The sequence below is a fragment of the Sphingomonas sp. Leaf67 genome (genome assembly GCF_001421965.1).
Classification (GTDB): Bacteria; Pseudomonadota; Alphaproteobacteria; order Sphingomonadales; family Sphingomonadaceae; genus Sphingomonas.
The window spans coordinates 40,613-56,398 of the sequence record NZ_LMLP01000021.1; the positions used below are offsets into that span (position 1 = coordinate 40,613).

At 67.4% G+C, this 15,786-nt stretch carries 14 protein-coding genes, 1 tRNA gene and 1 pseudogene; 10 read left to right on the plus strand and 6 right to left on the minus strand.

The window, feature by feature from the left end; translation table 11 throughout:
- Position 1 precedes the first annotated feature (1 nt).
- The 7 genes from ASE90_RS12380 (at position 2) to ASE90_RS12410 (ending at position 8,198) form a co-directional block, all read left to right on the plus strand.
- Positions 2–2,290, plus strand: a complete 2,289-nt coding sequence (locus ASE90_RS12380) for a DUF2460 domain-containing protein (protein ID WP_056001010.1) — start codon at positions 2–4, stop codon at positions 2,288–2,290.
- Positions 2,287–3,069, plus strand: coding sequence for a DUF2163 domain-containing protein (locus ASE90_RS12385; RefSeq protein ID WP_056001013.1), 783 nt, complete (start codon positions 2,287–2,289; stop codon positions 3,067–3,069). Before ASE90_RS12380 ends, ASE90_RS12385 begins: the two co-directional genes overlap by 4 nt.
- Entirely contained in the window at positions 3,066–3,425 is a 360-nt protein-coding gene (locus ASE90_RS12390) for an NlpC/P60 family protein (RefSeq protein WP_056001016.1), read from the plus strand. Before ASE90_RS12385 ends, ASE90_RS12390 begins: the two co-directional genes overlap by 4 nt.
- A 9-nt stretch (positions 3,426–3,434) precedes the next feature.
- On the plus strand, positions 3,435–5,549 hold the full coding sequence (locus tag ASE90_RS12395; RefSeq protein WP_056001019.1) for a phage tail protein: 2,115 nt from the start codon (positions 3,435–3,437) through the stop codon (positions 5,547–5,549).
- The gene (locus ASE90_RS12400; RefSeq protein ID WP_235531800.1) at positions 5,549–6,049 is read left to right on the plus strand and encodes a DUF2793 domain-containing protein; all 501 of its coding nucleotides are present in this window, start codon (positions 5,549–5,551) and stop codon (positions 6,047–6,049) included. Before ASE90_RS12395 ends, ASE90_RS12400 begins: the two co-directional genes overlap by 1 nt.
- A 107-nt stretch (positions 6,050–6,156) precedes the next feature.
- The gene (locus ASE90_RS12405; protein ID WP_056001024.1) at positions 6,157–7,278 is read left to right on the plus strand and encodes an OmpA family protein; all 1,122 of its coding nucleotides are present in this window, start codon (positions 6,157–6,159) and stop codon (positions 7,276–7,278) included.
- Positions 7,279–7,388: 110 nt separating this feature from the next.
- Positions 7,389–8,198 (plus strand): APH(3')-I family aminoglycoside O-phosphotransferase, encoded by an 810-nt coding sequence (locus ASE90_RS12410; RefSeq protein WP_056001027.1) that lies wholly within the window; start codon positions 7,389–7,391, stop codon positions 8,196–8,198.
- A gap of 7 nt (positions 8,199–8,205) precedes the next feature.
- On the opposite strand, the gene ASE90_RS12415 is transcribed toward ASE90_RS12410, so the two are convergent.
- The gene (locus ASE90_RS12415; RefSeq protein ID WP_056001030.1) at positions 8,206–8,937 is read right to left on the minus strand and encodes a YgfZ/GcvT domain-containing protein; all 732 of its coding nucleotides are present in this window, start codon (positions 8,935–8,937) and stop codon (positions 8,206–8,208) included.
- A gap of 45 nt (positions 8,938–8,982) precedes the next feature.
- Between ASE90_RS12415 and ASE90_RS12420 the strand changes: the two genes are divergently transcribed.
- Positions 8,983–10,314, plus strand: a complete 1,332-nt coding sequence (locus ASE90_RS12420) for a dihydroorotase (RefSeq protein ID WP_056001033.1) — start codon at positions 8,983–8,985, stop codon at positions 10,312–10,314.
- Between the two features lie 159 nt (positions 10,315–10,473).
- Here ASE90_RS12420 and ASE90_RS12425 read toward each other — a convergent pair whose 3' ends face one another.
- Entirely contained in the window at positions 10,474–11,193 is a 720-nt protein-coding gene (locus tag ASE90_RS12425) for a DUF1134 domain-containing protein (RefSeq protein WP_056001036.1), read from the minus strand.
- Positions 11,194–11,357: 164 nt separating this feature from the next.
- Here ASE90_RS12425 and ASE90_RS12430 point away from each other — a divergent pair.
- Positions 11,358–11,450, plus strand: a tRNA-Ser gene (locus tag ASE90_RS12430).
- 329 nt (positions 11,451–11,779) lie between these two features.
- A pseudogene (locus ASE90_RS20685) lies at positions 11,780–11,990 on the plus strand (IS3 family transposase); the annotation flags it as partial.
- Positions 11,991–12,119: 129 nt separating this feature from the next.
- Here the strand turns inward: ASE90_RS20685 and ASE90_RS12435 are convergent.
- From ASE90_RS12435 to ASE90_RS12450, 4 genes are read right to left on the minus strand one after another with little or no spacing between them, the layout of a single operon-like run.
- On the minus strand, positions 12,120–13,985 hold the full coding sequence (locus tag ASE90_RS12435; protein WP_056001039.1) for an ATP-binding protein: 1,866 nt from the start codon (positions 13,983–13,985) through the stop codon (positions 12,120–12,122).
- Positions 13,982–14,995 carry an anti-sigma regulatory factor gene (locus ASE90_RS12440; RefSeq protein ID WP_200910892.1) on the minus strand — a complete coding sequence of 338 codons (1,014 nt, stop codon included), beginning with the start codon at positions 14,993–14,995 and terminating at the stop codon, positions 13,982–13,984. Before ASE90_RS12440 ends, ASE90_RS12435 begins: the two co-directional genes overlap by 4 nt.
- Entirely contained in the window at positions 14,986–15,390 is a 405-nt protein-coding gene (locus tag ASE90_RS12445; protein WP_056001042.1) for an ATP-binding protein, read from the minus strand. Before ASE90_RS12445 ends, ASE90_RS12440 begins: the two co-directional genes overlap by 10 nt.
- On the minus strand, positions 15,371–15,781 hold the full coding sequence (locus tag ASE90_RS12450; protein ID WP_056001044.1) for an STAS domain-containing protein: 411 nt from the start codon (positions 15,779–15,781) through the stop codon (positions 15,371–15,373). The genes ASE90_RS12445 and ASE90_RS12450 overlap by 20 nt, the downstream gene beginning before the upstream one ends.
- Positions 15,782–15,786: the final 5 nt, after the last annotated feature.

Sequence of the window (15,786 nt, forward strand, 5' to 3'; positions counted from 1 at the left end):
GATGGGGCATTGGCTGGCCGAACAGCGGACGGTGCAGGACGAAGGCGTGCTGACGCGGTTCGATCCGGTGTACTGGACCGTCGATTTTCCGCGACCGATGATGGCGTCGGTGGTGACGACCGCGCCGGATGCGCTGCGGGTAACATGCGTATTCTATCGGCGCGACGATCTGGCGGGGCTGATCTGGGCGTCGGAGGATCGGCACGACCATGTGTTGCTGCGCTACGCGACGTCGCGCGATTATCGCGACTGCCGGTTGCGGTTTCGCTGGCGCTCGGCGGGGCTTCGGCCGCTGGATGCGACGCATGGGCCGGTGCTGACGATCGAGGGGCGCGATGCCGAGGGGGTGGCGCGGGCGTGGTATGTGCGGCTGTGGAACTATGCCACGGGGACGCCCGACGATGCGGAGATCGCGATCGATTTCGCGAACGTCGTCGGCGGGTACCGGCTGCCCGACGATGCGGTGCCGGTCTGGGCGGGCGATGTCGACCGGATGTTCGTGTCGCTGGTGCCGCCGGACTATGATGCGGGCGACGGATTTCTCAGCAGCCCGTCGGAGGGTTGGGTCGAGCTGTCGGCGATCCGGTGCGACGGGCCGGGATCGGTGCTGGCGATCGGTGAGGTCGTGGTGCCCGAACATGGGCTGCGCATCGCGAGCGGCTATGACGACAGCTATCACCTGACGCCCGCGCGGTTGCTGCACAATGCGTTGCGGCTGGGGTATCGTGGTGCCCTCGTCCACTATGTCGGGATGAGCCATTATTTCCGGCTCGAACGCTCAGGCGACGGGCTGTTCGTGTCGCTGGCCGGGGGCGTGCTGAACGGCCCGTGCGTGGCGTGGCATCGCGACTTTGCGGCGCGTGCCGACGCGCTGGGCTATGATCCTATCTGGTCGCTTAGTTACGAGTTGTTCGACGCGCATTGCTGGGGCGACTGGAAACAGCGGGCGAGCGACGGGTCGCCAGCGCTGACCGGATGGGTGCCGCCATCGACATTGCTGTCGCCAGCGCATGGCGGGGCGATGGCGTATTTGCAGGCGGTGGCGCGGGCGTTCGTCGGGATCGCGCGCGCGGCGGGGGGCAAGGGGCAGTTTCAGGTCGGCGAACCATGGTGGTGGGTGACGACCGATCATCGCATCTGCCTGTACGATGCGGCGGCGAAGGCGGCGCTGGGCGGCAATCCGGTGGTGATCGAAGATGTGCGCGGCGAGTTGACCGTGGCGAAGCGGGCGGTGCTCGACCGGGCGGGGCAATTGCTGGCGGCATCGACGGCGGCGCTGGTCGCGGCGGCGCGGGGGGCGGGGGCGGAACAGGCGTTGTTGCTCGCCTATCTGCCGACGATCCTCGACGCCGCCAGTCCGCAGGTGAAGCGGGCGAATTTGCCGGTCGGCTGGGCCAAACCGGCGTTCGATGTGCTGCAACTGGAGGATTATGACTGGGCGGCGACCGGCAATGTCGGGTCGACCGCGCGTGGCGTGAGCGCGGCGGGGGCACGGCTCGGCTATCCGGTCGACGAACAGCATTATTTTTCGGGGTTCGTGTTGCGGCCCGAGGATCGCGGGCAGTGGCCGGCGATCACGGCGGCGGCCGAGGTCGCGCGCGGGCGCGGGGTGGCAGAGACGTTCGTCTGGGCGCTGCCGCAGGTGTTGCGCGACGGGTTCACCTATTTCGAGGAGGAGGGGGCGATGGAGGCGTTCGATGACGTGCGCTTTCCGCTGGCGCTGGGCGCGCAGGCGGAGGTGATGCCGGAAACCTCGACCGCGATCGCGGTGGGGGCCGGGGGTGCCGAGGCGCGCAATGTCGACTGGGCCGAGCCGCGCACGCGCTATGATGTCGGGCCGGGCGTCCGGTCGGAGCGCGATGTGGCGGTGCTGCTCGATTTCTTTCGGGCACGGCTGGGACCGGCGCGCGGGTTCCGGTTGCAGGACCCGTTCGATCACGCGACGGGGGTGCCGCCCGCATTCGGCGACGTGGCGATCGGGACCGGCGACGGGGTGACGACGCGGTTCGCGCTGGTGAAGCGATACGGGGCGATGGTGCGGCGGATCACCCGGCCGGTGGCGGGCAGCGTGCGGGTCGGCGTCGGCGGGGTCGAGACGCAGGGCTTTGCGGTGGTCGCCGGCGGCTGGGTGCAGCTCGATGTCGCGCCGGCGAGGGGCGTGGCGGTGACGGCAGGGTTCGCGTTCGACGTGGCCGTACGCTTTGCCGAGGACCGGTTGCAGGTGGCGCGCGCGACCTTTGGCGCGGCGAGTGCCGCCAGCGTGCCGCTGATCGAGGTGCGCGAGCCATGAGCGCGGTGACGACGCTGACGTGGTGCTGGCGGATCGACCGGCGCGACGGGGTGACGATCGGCCTTACCGCGCATGACCGCGATGTGGTGGTCGATGGCCTGTTGTATCGCGCCGCGCCGGGCATGGTGCCGTCGGCGATCGTGCGTGACGACACGCTCGACGCGCCGGTGATGGCGGTCGAGGGGGCGCTGAGCCATGCCGCGACCGGTGAGCGCGACCTGATGGCGGGGCGCTATGACGGGGCGCGGGTGGCGGTGTTCGCGGTCGACTGGGAAACGCCGGGGACGCCGGTGCCGGTCGCGACCGGGCGGATCGGCGGTGTCGAGACGCGGCGCGGGCGTTTCTCGGCAGAGATGCTGGGGGGCGAGGTGCGGCTGGATGCGCCGGTGGTGGAGGCGACGTCGCCGGGGTGCCGCGCGACGCTGGGCGACAGGCGGTGCCGGGTGGCGATGGCCGGGCGGCGGCGGATGGCGCGGGTGACGGCGCAGGATGGCGCGCGGCTGTCGCTGGCGGGCGGGGCGGGCTTTGCGCGCGGGCGGCTGCGGTGGATCGGCGGTGCCAATAGCGGGCTGTCGGCGGTGATCCTTGCCGGGGACGCGGCCGGCGTGACGCTGGAACTGCCGCCGCGGTTCGAGGGCAAGGGCGCGCTGGTCGAGATCGCCGAGGGGTGCGACGGCACGCTCGACACCTGTCGCGATCGGTTCGGCAATGTGGCGAATTTTCGGGGCGAGCCGTATCTGCCGGGGATCGACCTGCTGACCCGGTATCCGGGGGCATGAGCGCGCTCGAACGGGCGCGCAGCGTCATCGGGGTGCGGTTCCGGCGGCAGGGGCGCGGGGAAGGCGGGTTCGACTGTGTCGGGCTGGTCGGCTGGGCGCATAAGGTCGACGTGCCGGCGGACTATCCCGGGCGCAGCGGCGATGCGACGCGGGTCGTGACGGTGCTGGCGGCGGCAGGGTTTCGGCGGGTCGATCGGGCGATGGCCGGCGATGTGCTGCTGCTGCTGACCGGGCCGGGGCAGTTGCATCTGGGGCTGTCGACCGGGGGCGGCATCCTGCACGCCGATGCGGTCGCGCGGGCGGTGGTCGAACGGCGCGACGTGCCGTGGCCGATCCTGAGCATCTGGCGGAAATAGGAGAGACATATGGCGACGGTGGTGCTGACCGTGGTGGGTGGCGCGATTGCGGGGCCGATCGGAGCGGCGCTGGGCGCGATGGCCGGGCGGGCGATCGACGACCAGCTGTTCGCCGGGCCGCCGCGCGACGGGCCGCGGCTGCGCGAATTGCAGGTACAACTGTCCAGCTATGGCGCGGCGATCCCGAAACTGTTCGGGACGATGCGGGTGGCGGGGACGGTGATCTGGGCGACCGATCTGCGCGAGGCGTCGGCGACCAGCGGCAAGGGGTCGGCGCGGACGCGGCAATACAGCTATTCCGCGTCGTTCGCGGTAGCGCTGTCGGCGCGGCTGATCCGGGGGATCGGGCGCATCTGGGCCGAGGGGAAGCTGTTGCGCGGGGCGGCGGGCGACTGGAAGACGCGGACCGGATTTCGCTGGTATCCGGGGGATGAGGCGCAGACGCCCGATCCGCTGATCGAGAGCATCGTCGGGATCGGCAACGCCCCGGCGCATCGCGGCATCGCCTATGCGGTGTTCGAGGATCTGGCGCTGGCCGATTTCGGCAATCGTATCCCGTCGCTGACCTTCGAGGTGATCGCCGACGATGCGCCGGTCGCGGTCGGGCGGATCGCCGAGGCGCTGGGCGATGGCGCGATTCGGGCGGAGACGGCCGGGCCGGTGCTGATCGGTTATGCGGCGAGCGGTGCGCGGGTGCGCGATGCGGTGGCGGCGCTGGTCGATCCGCTGGGCGGCTGGTATGCGCCCGATGGCGAGGGCACGCTGCTGCGGATCGGCAGCGGACCGGCGCGAACGATCCGCGACGATGGCCCGGTCGGCGAAGCACCCGAATGGCGGCGGCCGCCGATGAGCCCGAGCGACGTCGCCATCGCCTATCACGATGTCGCGCGCGATTATCAGGCGGGCGTGCAGCAGGTGCTGCGACCGGGCGGTGCGCAGAGAATGCTGCGGGTCGAGTTGCGGGCGGCGCTGGATGCGGCGGGTGCGGCGAGAATCGCGGGCGATATCGCCGCCCGCGCGGTGCTGGCGGGGGAGGTGCGGACGGTCGTGCTCGACTGGCGTGCGATCGATGTCGCGCCGGGCGACCGGGTGACGATCGCGGGCGAGCCGGGGGCGTGGCGGGTGCGACGGACCCGGATCGAGGCGATGCGGATCACCATCGAACTGGTGCGGATCGCGGCGGCGACGCTGCCGGCCCCGGCGGCGGTCGGGCAGCCGCGACTGGCGGCGGATGTGGTCGCGGGCCGGACGCGGCTGATGCTCGTCGAGCTGCCGGCGGAGGCAGGCGACAGCGTGCCGGCCATCGCGGCGTTGGCAGCGGGAACGCAGGCGGGCTGGCGGCGGGCGATGGTGCTGACCGGCGACGATGCCGGTGGCTGGAGCGAGATCGGCGACAGCGCGGCCCCGGCAGTGATCGGTACCGTCACCCTGCCGCCCGGACCGGCGAGTGCGCTGATCGAGGACCGCATGAACAGCGTCGAGGTCGCGTTGCTGCACGACGCGATGACGCTGGCCGGGATCGATGCGGCGGCGATCGACCGTGGCGGCAATGCGGCGCTGATCGGCGATGAAATCGTGCAGTTCGCGCGGGCCGAGCGGATCGGGGCGGCACGCTGGCGGCTTTCGGGACTGTGGCGCGGTCGGCGCGGAACCGCGGCGGCGATGGCCGGGCACGTGGCGGGCGAGGCGTTCGTGCTGCTGGATCCAGCGACGCTGCGGCGGATCGACGAACCTGTGCCGGCGGTGGGAAGGGCGATGACGGCGATGGCGGTGGGGATCGCCACCGACGACGTCACCACCGCGACCATCGTTCCGGCAGGATCGGGGCTGGTGCCGCCCGCGCCGGTCCACCTGACCGCCGGGGTGCGGGAGAATATGCTCGAATTGCGCTGGATACGGTGCGCACGGGGGGTGGTGACTTGGCGCGACGGCGTCGAGGTGCCGATCGGCGAGGAGCGCGAAGCGTATCGCGTCACACTGGGCGGTACGCGGACCATCGAGATCGCCGAACCGCTGCTGCGCATCGCGCTGCCGACGATGCCGCTGACCATCGAGGTTCGTCAGATCGGCATTCATGGCCCGTCTGGCGCGGCGACGACAATCTATCGACCGGAGACGAGATGATGACCGAACAGACCAGCCGCCTGTCGCTGCCGCTGCTGCACGCCTCGCAGGCGCAGAAGGAAATGACGCATAACGAGGCGCTGACCCTGATCGACATGCTGTTGCATGGATGCGTCGCCGGGGTCGCAGAGGACACGCCGCTGCCGAATGCGACGGTCGGAACCTGCTGGATCGTCGGGGCGACGCCGACCGGCGCATGGGCGGGAAAGGCGCAGCATCTCGCAGGGATGACGGCGGGCGGATGGCGGTTCGCAGCCCCGCGCGACGGCATGCGGCTCTGGTGGTCCGCCAGCGAAACGACCGTGGAGTTCCGCGGGGGTGCGTGGCGCATCGGCGACTTGCGCTGTACGCGATTGACGATCGACGGGGTGCCGGTGATCGGATCGCAACGCGCTGCCATCGCAGGCGCAGAGGGCGGTTCGGTCCGTGACGAAGAGGCGCGCAAGACGCTGTCGGCCGTGCTCGCGGCGCTGCGCGGGCATGGGCTGATCGCCACCTGATTTCGTTGTAATCGTGCAACACCGCAGATTTTGTGCGCTTGCGTGGAAACTAACGCTTCGATACTTGGTTTGCGCTGTCTGTAGGACAACTGTGAAAGGGGACTAGAATGCGGAAGCTTGCCGTCACACTGGCGCTCGCGACCACTGCGCTCGCAACTCCCGCCCTCGCCCGCGACAACGCGTGGTATGTGGGTGTGGAAGGCGGCGCAATGATCGTCGAAGATATCGACTATGATCTGACCACGCCGGCCGGTGGCGTCACCACCGTCGACAGCAACTATGGCTACGATGTCGGTGGCACCGTCGGTTACGATTTCGGTGCCCTGCGCATCGAAACCGAAGTCGCTTACAAGAGCGCGACCGTCGACGAACTGCGTACCACCGGTTCGATCGCAACCGGCGCATCGACTTCGGTCGGCGCGGGCACCTATAGCGGCGGTGGCCGTACCTCGGCGCTGTCGTTCATGGCGAATGCCCTGCTCGACTTCGGCGACGACGATGCCATCAGCGGCTTCGTCGGCGGCGGTGCCGGTGTCGCACGCGTCAAGGCGCACGACTATCGCGTGAACAACAGCTTCGCGGCGCTCGACGACTCGGACACCGTGTTCGCATGGCAGGCTCTGGCGGGTATCCGCGCGCCGCTGAGCGAAAACGTTGATGTTTCGCTGAAGTATCGTTTCTTCAACGCCGATGACGTTCGCCTCGTGAACGTTCGTGGCGTCGGCTATGATGGTCGTTTCCGGTCGCACAGCCTGCTGGGTGGCCTGACCTTCAACTTCGGCGCGCCGACCCCGCCGCCGCCGCCGCCGCCGGCTCCGGTCGAAACGCCGCCGCCGCCGCCGGCTCCGGTCGAAACGCCGCCGCCGCCTGCTCAGGTTTGCACCCCGGGACCGTACATCGTGTTCTTCGAATGGGACAAGTCGGACGTCACGCCGGAAGCGGCTGGCATTCTCGACAACGCCATTTCGAACTACCAGTCGTGCGGCAACGCGCAGGTCATGCTGGCAGGCTTCACCGACCGTTCGGGTTCGGCCCAGTACAACGTCGGTCTGTCGCAGCGTCGCGCTGATGCAGTCCGTGCGTACATGGAAGGCCGTGGCATCTCGGGTGGTTCGATCTCGACCGAAGCATTCGGTGAAGCGCGTCCGCGCGTCGAAACCGCCGATGGCGTCCGTGAACTGCAGAACCGTCGTGTGGAAATCACGTACGGTCCGGGTTCGGGCATGTAATTCAGCTTCGTCGTCGAAGCGGAATTCTCGGAAGGGAGGTCGGGCAACCGGCCTCCCTTTTCGTTTGTGCACGTCGCTTTGCGGGGCGCGGTCTGGATTAAAGGGGGCATATGGACGAACGCGAAACAACATGCGCGCCTATTGACGTGCCGCCTGCGTTCACGGCCGATGTAGCCGGGTGTCGCTGGGCACGTGATCGCGTGGGAGAGTCGGGAGCGACAATCTACCGGGTACGCGGCAGGGCGGGCGCGCCCGAACGCTTCCTGAAACACGGCACTGGCACGGTTGCGGATGATATCGTCGACGAAATGGTCCGGTTACGCTGGCTGACCGGCCGGATCGCGGTACCGGCCCTCGTACGTTGCGAGGTTACGACCGATACGGCGTGGCTGCTGACGACGGCCCTGCCGGGACGGACCGCGTGGCAGATTCTCGATGCCGAACCGGAGCGCGGCGACGAAGTGGTCGATGCGCTGGCCGAGTTCCTGCGGTCGCTCCATGCCATTCCGATCAGCGATTGTCCGTTCGATAGCGGGCACGGCGTTCGGCTTGCGGCGGCGCAAGCGCGGATCGAGGCCGGGCTGATCGACGAAGACGATTTCGACGACGCGCGGCAGGGCTGGAGCGCCGGGCAGGTTTGGGAAGCGATGGGGCAGTTGTTGCCGCTGTCGCCCGACGCGGTCGTGACCCATGGCGACTTCTCGCTCGACAACGTGCTGATCGACGGGTGGCGGGTGGTCGGCTGCATCGATCTCGGGCGGGTAGGCGTCGCCGATCGCTATCAGGATCTGGCGATCCTTGGCCATTGTCTGGACGAATTCGATGCTGGACTAACCCGGCGGATGTTCGAACGTTACGGCGTCGCCCAGCCCGACCAGCGCAAGGTCGATTTCCATCTACTGCTCGATGAGTTGTTCTGACGCGCGGTCAGGCAGGTTCGGCGAGGGCAGCGGCCAGCCAGTCGGGGCGGAGCGCCTCGCCCAAGTCGTCGATCCGGCGATGTTCGACCGCGAGCCCGAGCGATTCGTGGATGAAGCGGGTGCGCGGACCGGGTGTGACGGTCGGGACGACCACCAACCGGCGGTTGACGGTCGAGCGATAGTTCATCCGCGCCGTATTTTCCTGTCCGACGTAACAGCCCTTGGTAAAGCTGACGCCGTTCAGTTCGCGGGCATTGCATTCGAGCCAGAGTGTTTGCCCGTCACCCAGTTCGGCGCGGCCCTCGGCCACGCCGTGGCGTAACCGGTGCCCGGTCCAGCCATGCGCCGGATCGCCCGCCGCGTCGATCCAGCGATAGCCGAGTTCGGCGAGCCGGGGATCGGGGACGCCGCGTCCGCCCGCAGGCGACCAGTGCACGCCGGCATCGCTGCGGTCGATCGTTACCGCGCGTCGCAACCGGTAGAGCGTCAGCCGCCTGGCAAGCGCATCGGCGGCGTCGGCTTCGCAATCGATGAGGATGGCGTCGTCGTCGGCCCACAGGATGAAATCGAACAGCACCTTCCCCTGCGCACTCAGCAGCGCCGCCCATTGCGGGGTGTCGGGGGTGACCGTGGCCATGTCCTGCGTCACCAGCCCCTGTAGGAAGGCGCGTGTTTCGTCGCCCGCGATGCGCAGCAGGGCGCGGTCGGCAAGCCAGGTTCCGGGGGTGGTAACGGTCATGGTCAACAGGTAGGACGGCTCACCCCCTGGCTACAAGAGGCGGCAATGGCGACCTTCGATACCAAGCTTACCGGTGGCACGGTCCACCTTCCCGGCGGCCCGGCGCGCGTCGATATCGGCATCATCGACGGCCGGATCGCCGGCATCGGTGTGGCGGGCGATGCCGGCGAGACGATCGACTGTACCGGTCTCGACATCCTGCCCGGCGTCATCGACACGCAGGTCCATTTCCGCGAGCCGGGACTGGAGCACAAGGAAGACCTTGCCAGCGGGTCGATCGCGGCGGTGATGGGCGGGGTGACCGCGGTGTTCGAAATGCCGAACACCAAGCCGGCGACCGATACCGAGGAAGCGATCGCCGACAAGCTCGCCCGTGCCAAGGGGCGGATGTATTGCGATCACGCCTTCTATGTCGGGGCGACCGCGCGCAACGCGCATCATCTCGACGAACTGGAGCGGTTGCCGGGCACGGCCGGGATCAAGGTCTTCATGGGATCGTCGACCGGCGATTTGCTGGTGTCGGAGGATGACGATCTGCTGCGCGTGCTGCGATCGGGCCAGCGTCGCGTCGCGATCCATGCCGAGGACGAGATGCGGATGATCGCCCGCGAGGGTGAGCGGGTGAGCGGCGATCCGGCGTCGCACCCGGTATGGCGCGACGACGAAAGCGCGCTGATCGCGACGACGCGCATCCTGCGGCTGGCGCGCGAGGCGGGGCGGCGGGTGCATGTGCTGCACGTCACTACCCCGGCCGAGCTGGAATTGCTGGGTGCGAACAAGGACATCGCGTCGTGCGAGGTGACGCCCCAGCATCTGACGCTGGCGGGCGAGGACGCCTATCCGCGGCTGGGCACCTATGCGCAGATGAATCCGCCGATCCGGTCGGGTGAGCATCGCGACGGGCTGTGGTTCTGGCTGAACCAGGGCGTGCCCGACGTGATCGGATCGGACCATGCGCCGCACACCGTCGAGGAGAAGGCGAAGCGCTATCCGGCGACACCGAGCGGGATGCCGGGGGTGCAAACGTTGCTGCCGCTGTTGCTCAACCATGTTGCGGAGGGGCGGCTGACGCTGCAGCGGCTGATCGATCTTACCAGCGCCGGAGCGCAGCGGATTTTCGGGTTGGCGGGCAAGGGGCGGATCGCGTTCGGCTATGATGCCGATTTGACCGTCGTCGATCTGAAGCGGCGCTGGACGGTCGAGGAAAGCTGGCTGGCGTCGCGCGCCGGCTGGTCGCCGTTCACCGGCGATACGCTGACGGGGCGTCCGGTCGGCACGATCGTGCGCGGACGGACCGCGATGTGGGAAGCGGAACTGGTCGGGGAAGCGCTGGGTGCGCCGGTCCGGTTCGAATCGACCGCTTTTCGGGGTGGGTGAAGCGAGTAGGGCGATAGGGTCATCGTCGCCCCGGACGTGATCCGGGGTGACGCTTCTTCTTTCACCCGCTCTCGAAAATTCCTTGGCCCGCACCGCGGACAAAGGCCGCGTCGTCGGCCGGGCTTGGGCGAGTCCCGCAGTTGCGGGCCGCCCCTGCCCCTAGAATGGCAACCACCGCTGCTTTTCGCTGAAACGCATATAGCCGACATTCGCGCCGAGCCGCCAGCCGACGCCGAGGCGCACCGGGATCATGACCACATCGCCACGCCGCAAGTAGCTCGCCGAAAATCCGCCGACGAAATAGGCGCGACCTTCGGCTGCCGGGAAGCGTTTGTACAACTCCTGCGAATCGTAGAGGTTGTAGACCAGTACGAAGACCTTGGTCGCATCGCCACCGACGTCGAACCCGACCGACGGTCCGGTCCAATAGACCGGGCGCTGGCCTTCCACCCGATGGTTCATGATTCCCGAGCCATAGCGCAAGCCGACGACGAATGCGCCCGCCGCTTCGCGCCCGGCGATGTAGGCGTTGGGCTTGCCCTGATCCTTCAGGATGTTCTCGATGATGCCGGCCAGCCCTTCGGCACCGCGCCCGAACACGCCTTCCGCCGCACCGATCAGGTCGTCGCGTTCGAACGTGTCGTTGGCGGTACTGGTCGCTGTGCTGCTGGGTGGGGTCTGGTTGACCGGCGGCTGGTTCTGGGCGGGCTGGACCGGTTCCTGCCGATAGGCCGGCGGCACGTCGCTGCGCGGCGTCGGCTGCGGCGCGGGTGCCAGATCGCCATCGATCGCATCATTGGGGTCGACGGTGCGCACCTGCGCCTCGGCAGGGATCGCTATCAACAACAGCGGCGCCATCCAGCCGATCAACCGTTTCATCACGCTACTCCCCGCATGCAAGCCCTCGTACGCACGATAGCGGCCAAGCGCCTGTCCCTGCAATGAACGCGCGTTCGATCGGCCGGCAATTACGTTCGACGTAGGGAGTTGATCGCAACCCAAACCCTCGTTATAGGCCCCCACTCCAAGGCGCAACGCGCTCGGGAGACGTGGGTGAGTGGCTGAAACCAGCGGTTTGCTAAACCGCCGTAGGGGGATTACTCCTACCGAGGGTTCGAATCCCTCCGTCTCCGCCAACTTTGGCTCGGTTGGTCGGTCGGTGCGTCCGAATGGTCCAACATCTAAAAGTAGCGTCATACAGGAATAGTCGCGTTCCGACCCATGCGGAAGGTTTCGCATGTCATCCCATCCGATGCTGGCGCGAAAAGTTCTGAGTGCCTGGGTCCGAGGCACGGGTTTCCGCCCGCTTCGATGCGCGCCCCCCATCGGGTGGTCCGGTTGGCGGTCAGTGGATGGTTGTTTCCGCCACCACCATCGGCCGGTCGAGCTAAACCGCCTGAACCGGGAGTTCGTCGCCGGGGTGTCCCGTCGGGTGTGGCTTGCGGACATCGAGGAAGGCCAAACCACAATGTGCCGGACTGCCTGCTGCTACGACAAAGGCCTTCGGAAAGCTTCTTCTTCACGCTCAAGGTCGAACTCGTTCACCAGCGACGAAGGGCGATCCGCGAGGATGCCAGACGCGATCTGTTCGCGCAGATCGAGGGTTACGATGGTTGCCCGCGGATTCACTCACCATCGGATACAGGGCCTCGGAAAAGCTGAACGCAACAGGACCGAAACCCGTGTACAGGAAAACGGGGGGGGGCATCGGTCCGGCTTTCAGCTTCCCGGGGCCTTGCTTCACCGGGTCGGGCTTTTCGGCTTTCGTTACCGGTGGCGATGACATGAGCGGCGCTACGAACCGGTCAGGCGCGCACGGCGAGCGCCTGATCGATCGACAGGCGAACACGCGCGGCAAGATCGTCGTAACTGAACGGCTTGGGTAGCAAGCTGATACCTTCGTCAAGATGCGCATTATGCGTGATCGCTTCACGCGCATATCCGGAGGTGAAAAGGATCGGGGTTCCCGGCCGGACCGCATGCGCGTGCACGGCGATGTCCCGGCCGTTCACGGTTCCCGTCAGAACGACATCGGTGAAGACGAGATCGATCGGACCATCGCCGTCGAGTATGTCGATCGCGGCCGACCCGTCGGCCACTGCTACGATCCTATAGCCGAGTTCCGTCAGGACATCGCAGCTATGCGCGCGCACGTCGGGGTCGTCCTCGACAATCAGAATTCTCTCGCCCGGCCGCGCAGTGGCGGTTGCGCCGATGACGAGCGGCGTTTCCTCGACGACGGTGCCCGTGAACTTGGGCAGGTACAGGGTCACCGTCGTACCGCGGCCGATGCTGCTCTCGATCCTGAGATGGCCACCCGACTGCTTGACGAATCCGTACACCATCGAGAGGCCGAGTCCCGTACCCTTGCCGACCTCCTTCGTGGTGAAGAACGGTTCGAATACGCGCGACATCGTCGCTTCCGACATGCCGTCACCCGTATCGCATACGGCAAGCGAGACATAATGACCGGGTACGGTATCGTCCTCGGCATCGGCTTCGCCGATGATGCCGTTGGCCGTTGTGATCGTCAGCGTGCCGCCAGGCTTCATCGCGTCGCGCGCGTTTACGGCGAGGTTGAGCAGCGCATTTTCCAACTGGTTGGCATCCGCCTCGATCTTCCACAGCTCTGGCGCGAGGTGGACCTCGATCGAGATGGACTCACCCAGCGTACGGCGCATGAGATCGGACAAACCTTCGACGAGAGTGTTCGAATCGAGCGGCCTGGGGGCGAGCGGCTGTCGCCGCGCGAAGGCGAGCAGGCGCTGCGTCAACGTCGCCGCCCGCTGGGCACCCGACATGGCGTTGTCCGCCGCCCGTCGCAGTCGGAGATCATCGGCGGGGAGCCTGCGCGACAGCATTTCGAGGTTGCCCGTGACGATCTGGAGCAGGTTGTTGAAATCATGCGCGATGCCGCCCGTAAGCTGCCCGACGGCTTCCATCTTCTGACTTTGCCGCAAGGCGTCGTTGGCCTGCTGGCATTCCATAACGGCCGCAGCTACCCGCTGTTCGAGGTCTCCGTTCAGCGCGGCCAATTCGCCTGCCTTCTCGTCCAGTTCGGCGTAGAGGGCGACCACGCCACGATTGGTTTCCTCCAGTTCGGCATTGAGCCGCTCGCTTTCGTCCTGCTTAAGCTTCAGGTCCGCCAGCGCCTGCAGCAATTCCTGGTTCTGCGTACGCACTTCGGCCAGCGGATCCGAGGCGCCCGTCGCCGCGAGCACCTTTCCGATCTCCGCCAGGTGCGCCGGTGAGACGGACGGTGCAGTCGAAGGCAGGCACTTGCCGAGAAGGACCGACGTACCGCGGCCAGGCTGGCTCTCCAATTCGAACCGGTCCATCAGCCGTCGGGTTCCGGAAATACCGACGCCCATGCCGCTGACGCTCTTGAAACGACCCTCCAGGATCGCGTCCACATCGGCAATACCGGGCCCCTTGTCGCGGATCCGGATGACGAGGCTGGACGGATCGGCCCGCTCCACGCCGAATTCAATCCGGCCGCCAGCACCATAGGTCGTGGCATTGCGCGCGATCTCGGACACGGCGGTGGCGATCCGTGTCTGGTCCTGCGCCTCGAAGCCCAGCAGCCCGGCGATCTGGCGGGCCCGCTGACGGGCCGCGACGATGTCGGCCTCTCCGATCAGCGCCACGGTCAGGATGGGGTTGAGGGTCATCCGATCTCCACCCTCGACACCAATACCGTCACATCGTCCCGCCCACGGTTGAAATCGCGCCACAGCACGCCGGCGATGAGCGAAGGGTGGTGTGCAACGAGCCCGGGATAGGCATTGAGATCCCAACTGGTCGCCAGTCCGTCCGATGCCAGCACGATCAAGGTTTCACCCACGATGGGATAGGTAAAGTCGCGCATGCGGCGGGCGATGTGACCGATGGTGCCATTGTTGGAGACCATGCGGCGGACGCCGTTGCCATCGATAAGGGTGGCGGCGATGTTCCCGACGCCGGCGAAGATGATCTGGCCGGCTTTCGCATCGACATGCGCGATCCCGATCGCTGCTCCTCGGGTCGGGCGTAGCGCATTGTGCATAACAGGCAGCATCTCGCTCGGCAGTGGCGCCGCGCTGGAGTAAAAGATGCGCGTCGCGGCATGGGCGGCTTGCGCGGCCAGGGGACCATGACCAAGCCCGTCCGCAACCATGAAGGTCGCACCGCTCGCATCGTCCTTCCGGCACCAGGCATCGCCGCAGGCCTCCTCACCATGCATCGGCAGGCTGATAGCGCCGAACGTCGGATGTGGAGGAGCGCCAAGATGCGTAGGCTTGCCCCGCTGGAGACGCGCAAGAAGTGCGGTGCCGCCGCCGGGCGCGGAATAGATGTCCGTCATGTGGGAACCTCGGGCGATCGCGCCGAGTCCGTTACCGGCCGTGCCCGTCGTGGAGTGCCCGTCACGCATCGAATCGGCCACGTTCGCCATGCCGCTGCCCTTGTCGAGGGCAATGCACTCGATCCCGGCGCCGGACGAATCCTCGAAGCTGCCGAAGAGCAGGCTTCCGCCGTCGCCGTGTTTCAGAATGTTGGTCGCGAGTTCGGTTGCCACGATCGCCACGCGCCCTGCATCGCCCTCGCCGAAGCCATGCGCCTCGGCAAGGGTAACGGCCACGCGGCGTGCTTCTGCGACCTGCGAAATCTCACGAACTTCGACCGCGCGCATCGTCATTTCCATCGCGCGATCATGATGTACGTTCCCTCGCCGACCACGGACCGAATCTCGAAATCATCGCATAGGCGCCGCGCACCGCTCAGCCCGAGGCCAAGACCACCGCCGGTCGTGTAGCCATCCGTCAGCGCGCGATCGAGGTCGGGAATGCCCGGACCCGAATCCTCGAACGTCAACCGCACGCCCCGCCGCGGCGGAACGGTGAAGGTCTCGATCCGGGCGGTTCCGCCAAGGCCATAGTCGAGAGTGTTGCGGGCAAGCTCGCTCGCAGCGGTGATGATCTTGGTCTGGTCGACAAGGCCCAGACCCGCAGCGATGGCCTGTACCCGAACGGCCTGACGGACGCGGACGACATCGTCGGACTCCCTGATCGGCAGGGTATCATCCCGCGTCGCGTTCATCGCCGCCCTCCGGGGCGTCTTCGCCATCGCTGTCTTCGTACTGCCCGCTGCCGATCAAGGCCATGCCGCGCTCGACATTGAGCGCGGTCTTGACCCCGGTCAGCGACAGCCCGAGTTCGACAAGCGTGATGGCGACCGCCGGGCGCATGCCGACGACCACCGTGTCGGCATCGAGCAGGCGGGATACGGCGGCGATGTTGTCGAGCATGCGACCCATGAACGAGTCGACGATCTCGAGCCCCGAAATGTCGATCATCACGCCGCGCGCGCCAGTCGCGACGATGCGCTCCGACAGATCCTCTTCCAGCGCCTTGGCGAGACGATCGTGAATGTCGACCTGGATGCTGACCAGCAAAGCGCGACCGAGCTTCAGGATGGGAATGCGATCCATGCTGC

Excerpts from the sequence above, each read along its gene's own strand:
- ASE90_RS12405 (WP_056001024.1), top strand. The coding sequence starts at position 6,157 with ATGCGGAAGCTTGCCGTCACACTGGCGCTCGCGACCACTGCGCTCGCA.
- ASE90_RS12380 (WP_056001010.1), top strand. The coding sequence starts at position 2 with ATGGGGCATTGGCTGGCCGAACAGCGGACGGTGCAGGACGAAGGCGTG.
- ASE90_RS12385 (WP_056001013.1), top strand. The coding sequence starts at position 2,287 with ATGAGCGCGGTGACGACGCTGACGTGGTGCTGGCGGATCGACCGGCGC.
- ASE90_RS12445 (WP_056001042.1), bottom strand. The coding sequence starts at position 15,390 with ATGAACGCGACGCGGGATGATACCCTGCCGATCAGGGAGTCCGACGAT.
- ASE90_RS12390 (WP_056001016.1), top strand. The coding sequence starts at position 3,066 with ATGAGCGCGCTCGAACGGGCGCGCAGCGTCATCGGGGTGCGGTTCCGG.
- ASE90_RS12420 (WP_056001033.1), top strand. The coding sequence starts at position 8,983 with ATGGCGACCTTCGATACCAAGCTTACCGGTGGCACGGTCCACCTTCCC.
- ASE90_RS12425 (WP_056001036.1), bottom strand. The coding sequence starts at position 11,193 with ATGAAACGGTTGATCGGCTGGATGGCGCCGCTGTTGTTGATAGCGATC.
- ASE90_RS12400 (WP_235531800.1), top strand. The coding sequence starts at position 5,549 with ATGACCGAACAGACCAGCCGCCTGTCGCTGCCGCTGCTGCACGCCTCG.
- ASE90_RS12410 (WP_056001027.1), top strand. The coding sequence starts at position 7,389 with ATGGACGAACGCGAAACAACATGCGCGCCTATTGACGTGCCGCCTGCG.
- ASE90_RS12435 (WP_056001039.1), bottom strand. The coding sequence starts at position 13,985 with ATGACCCTCAACCCCATCCTGACCGTGGCGCTGATCGGAGAGGCCGAC.
- ASE90_RS12415 (WP_056001030.1), bottom strand. The coding sequence starts at position 8,937 with ATGACCGTTACCACCCCCGGAACCTGGCTTGCCGACCGCGCCCTGCTG.
- ASE90_RS12450 (WP_056001044.1), bottom strand. The coding sequence starts at position 15,781 with ATGGATCGCATTCCCATCCTGAAGCTCGGTCGCGCTTTGCTGGTCAGC.
- ASE90_RS12440 (WP_200910892.1), bottom strand. The coding sequence starts at position 14,995 with ATGGAAATGACGATGCGCGCGGTCGAAGTTCGTGAGATTTCGCAGGTC.
- ASE90_RS12395 (WP_056001019.1), top strand. The coding sequence starts at position 3,435 with ATGGCGACGGTGGTGCTGACCGTGGTGGGTGGCGCGATTGCGGGGCCG.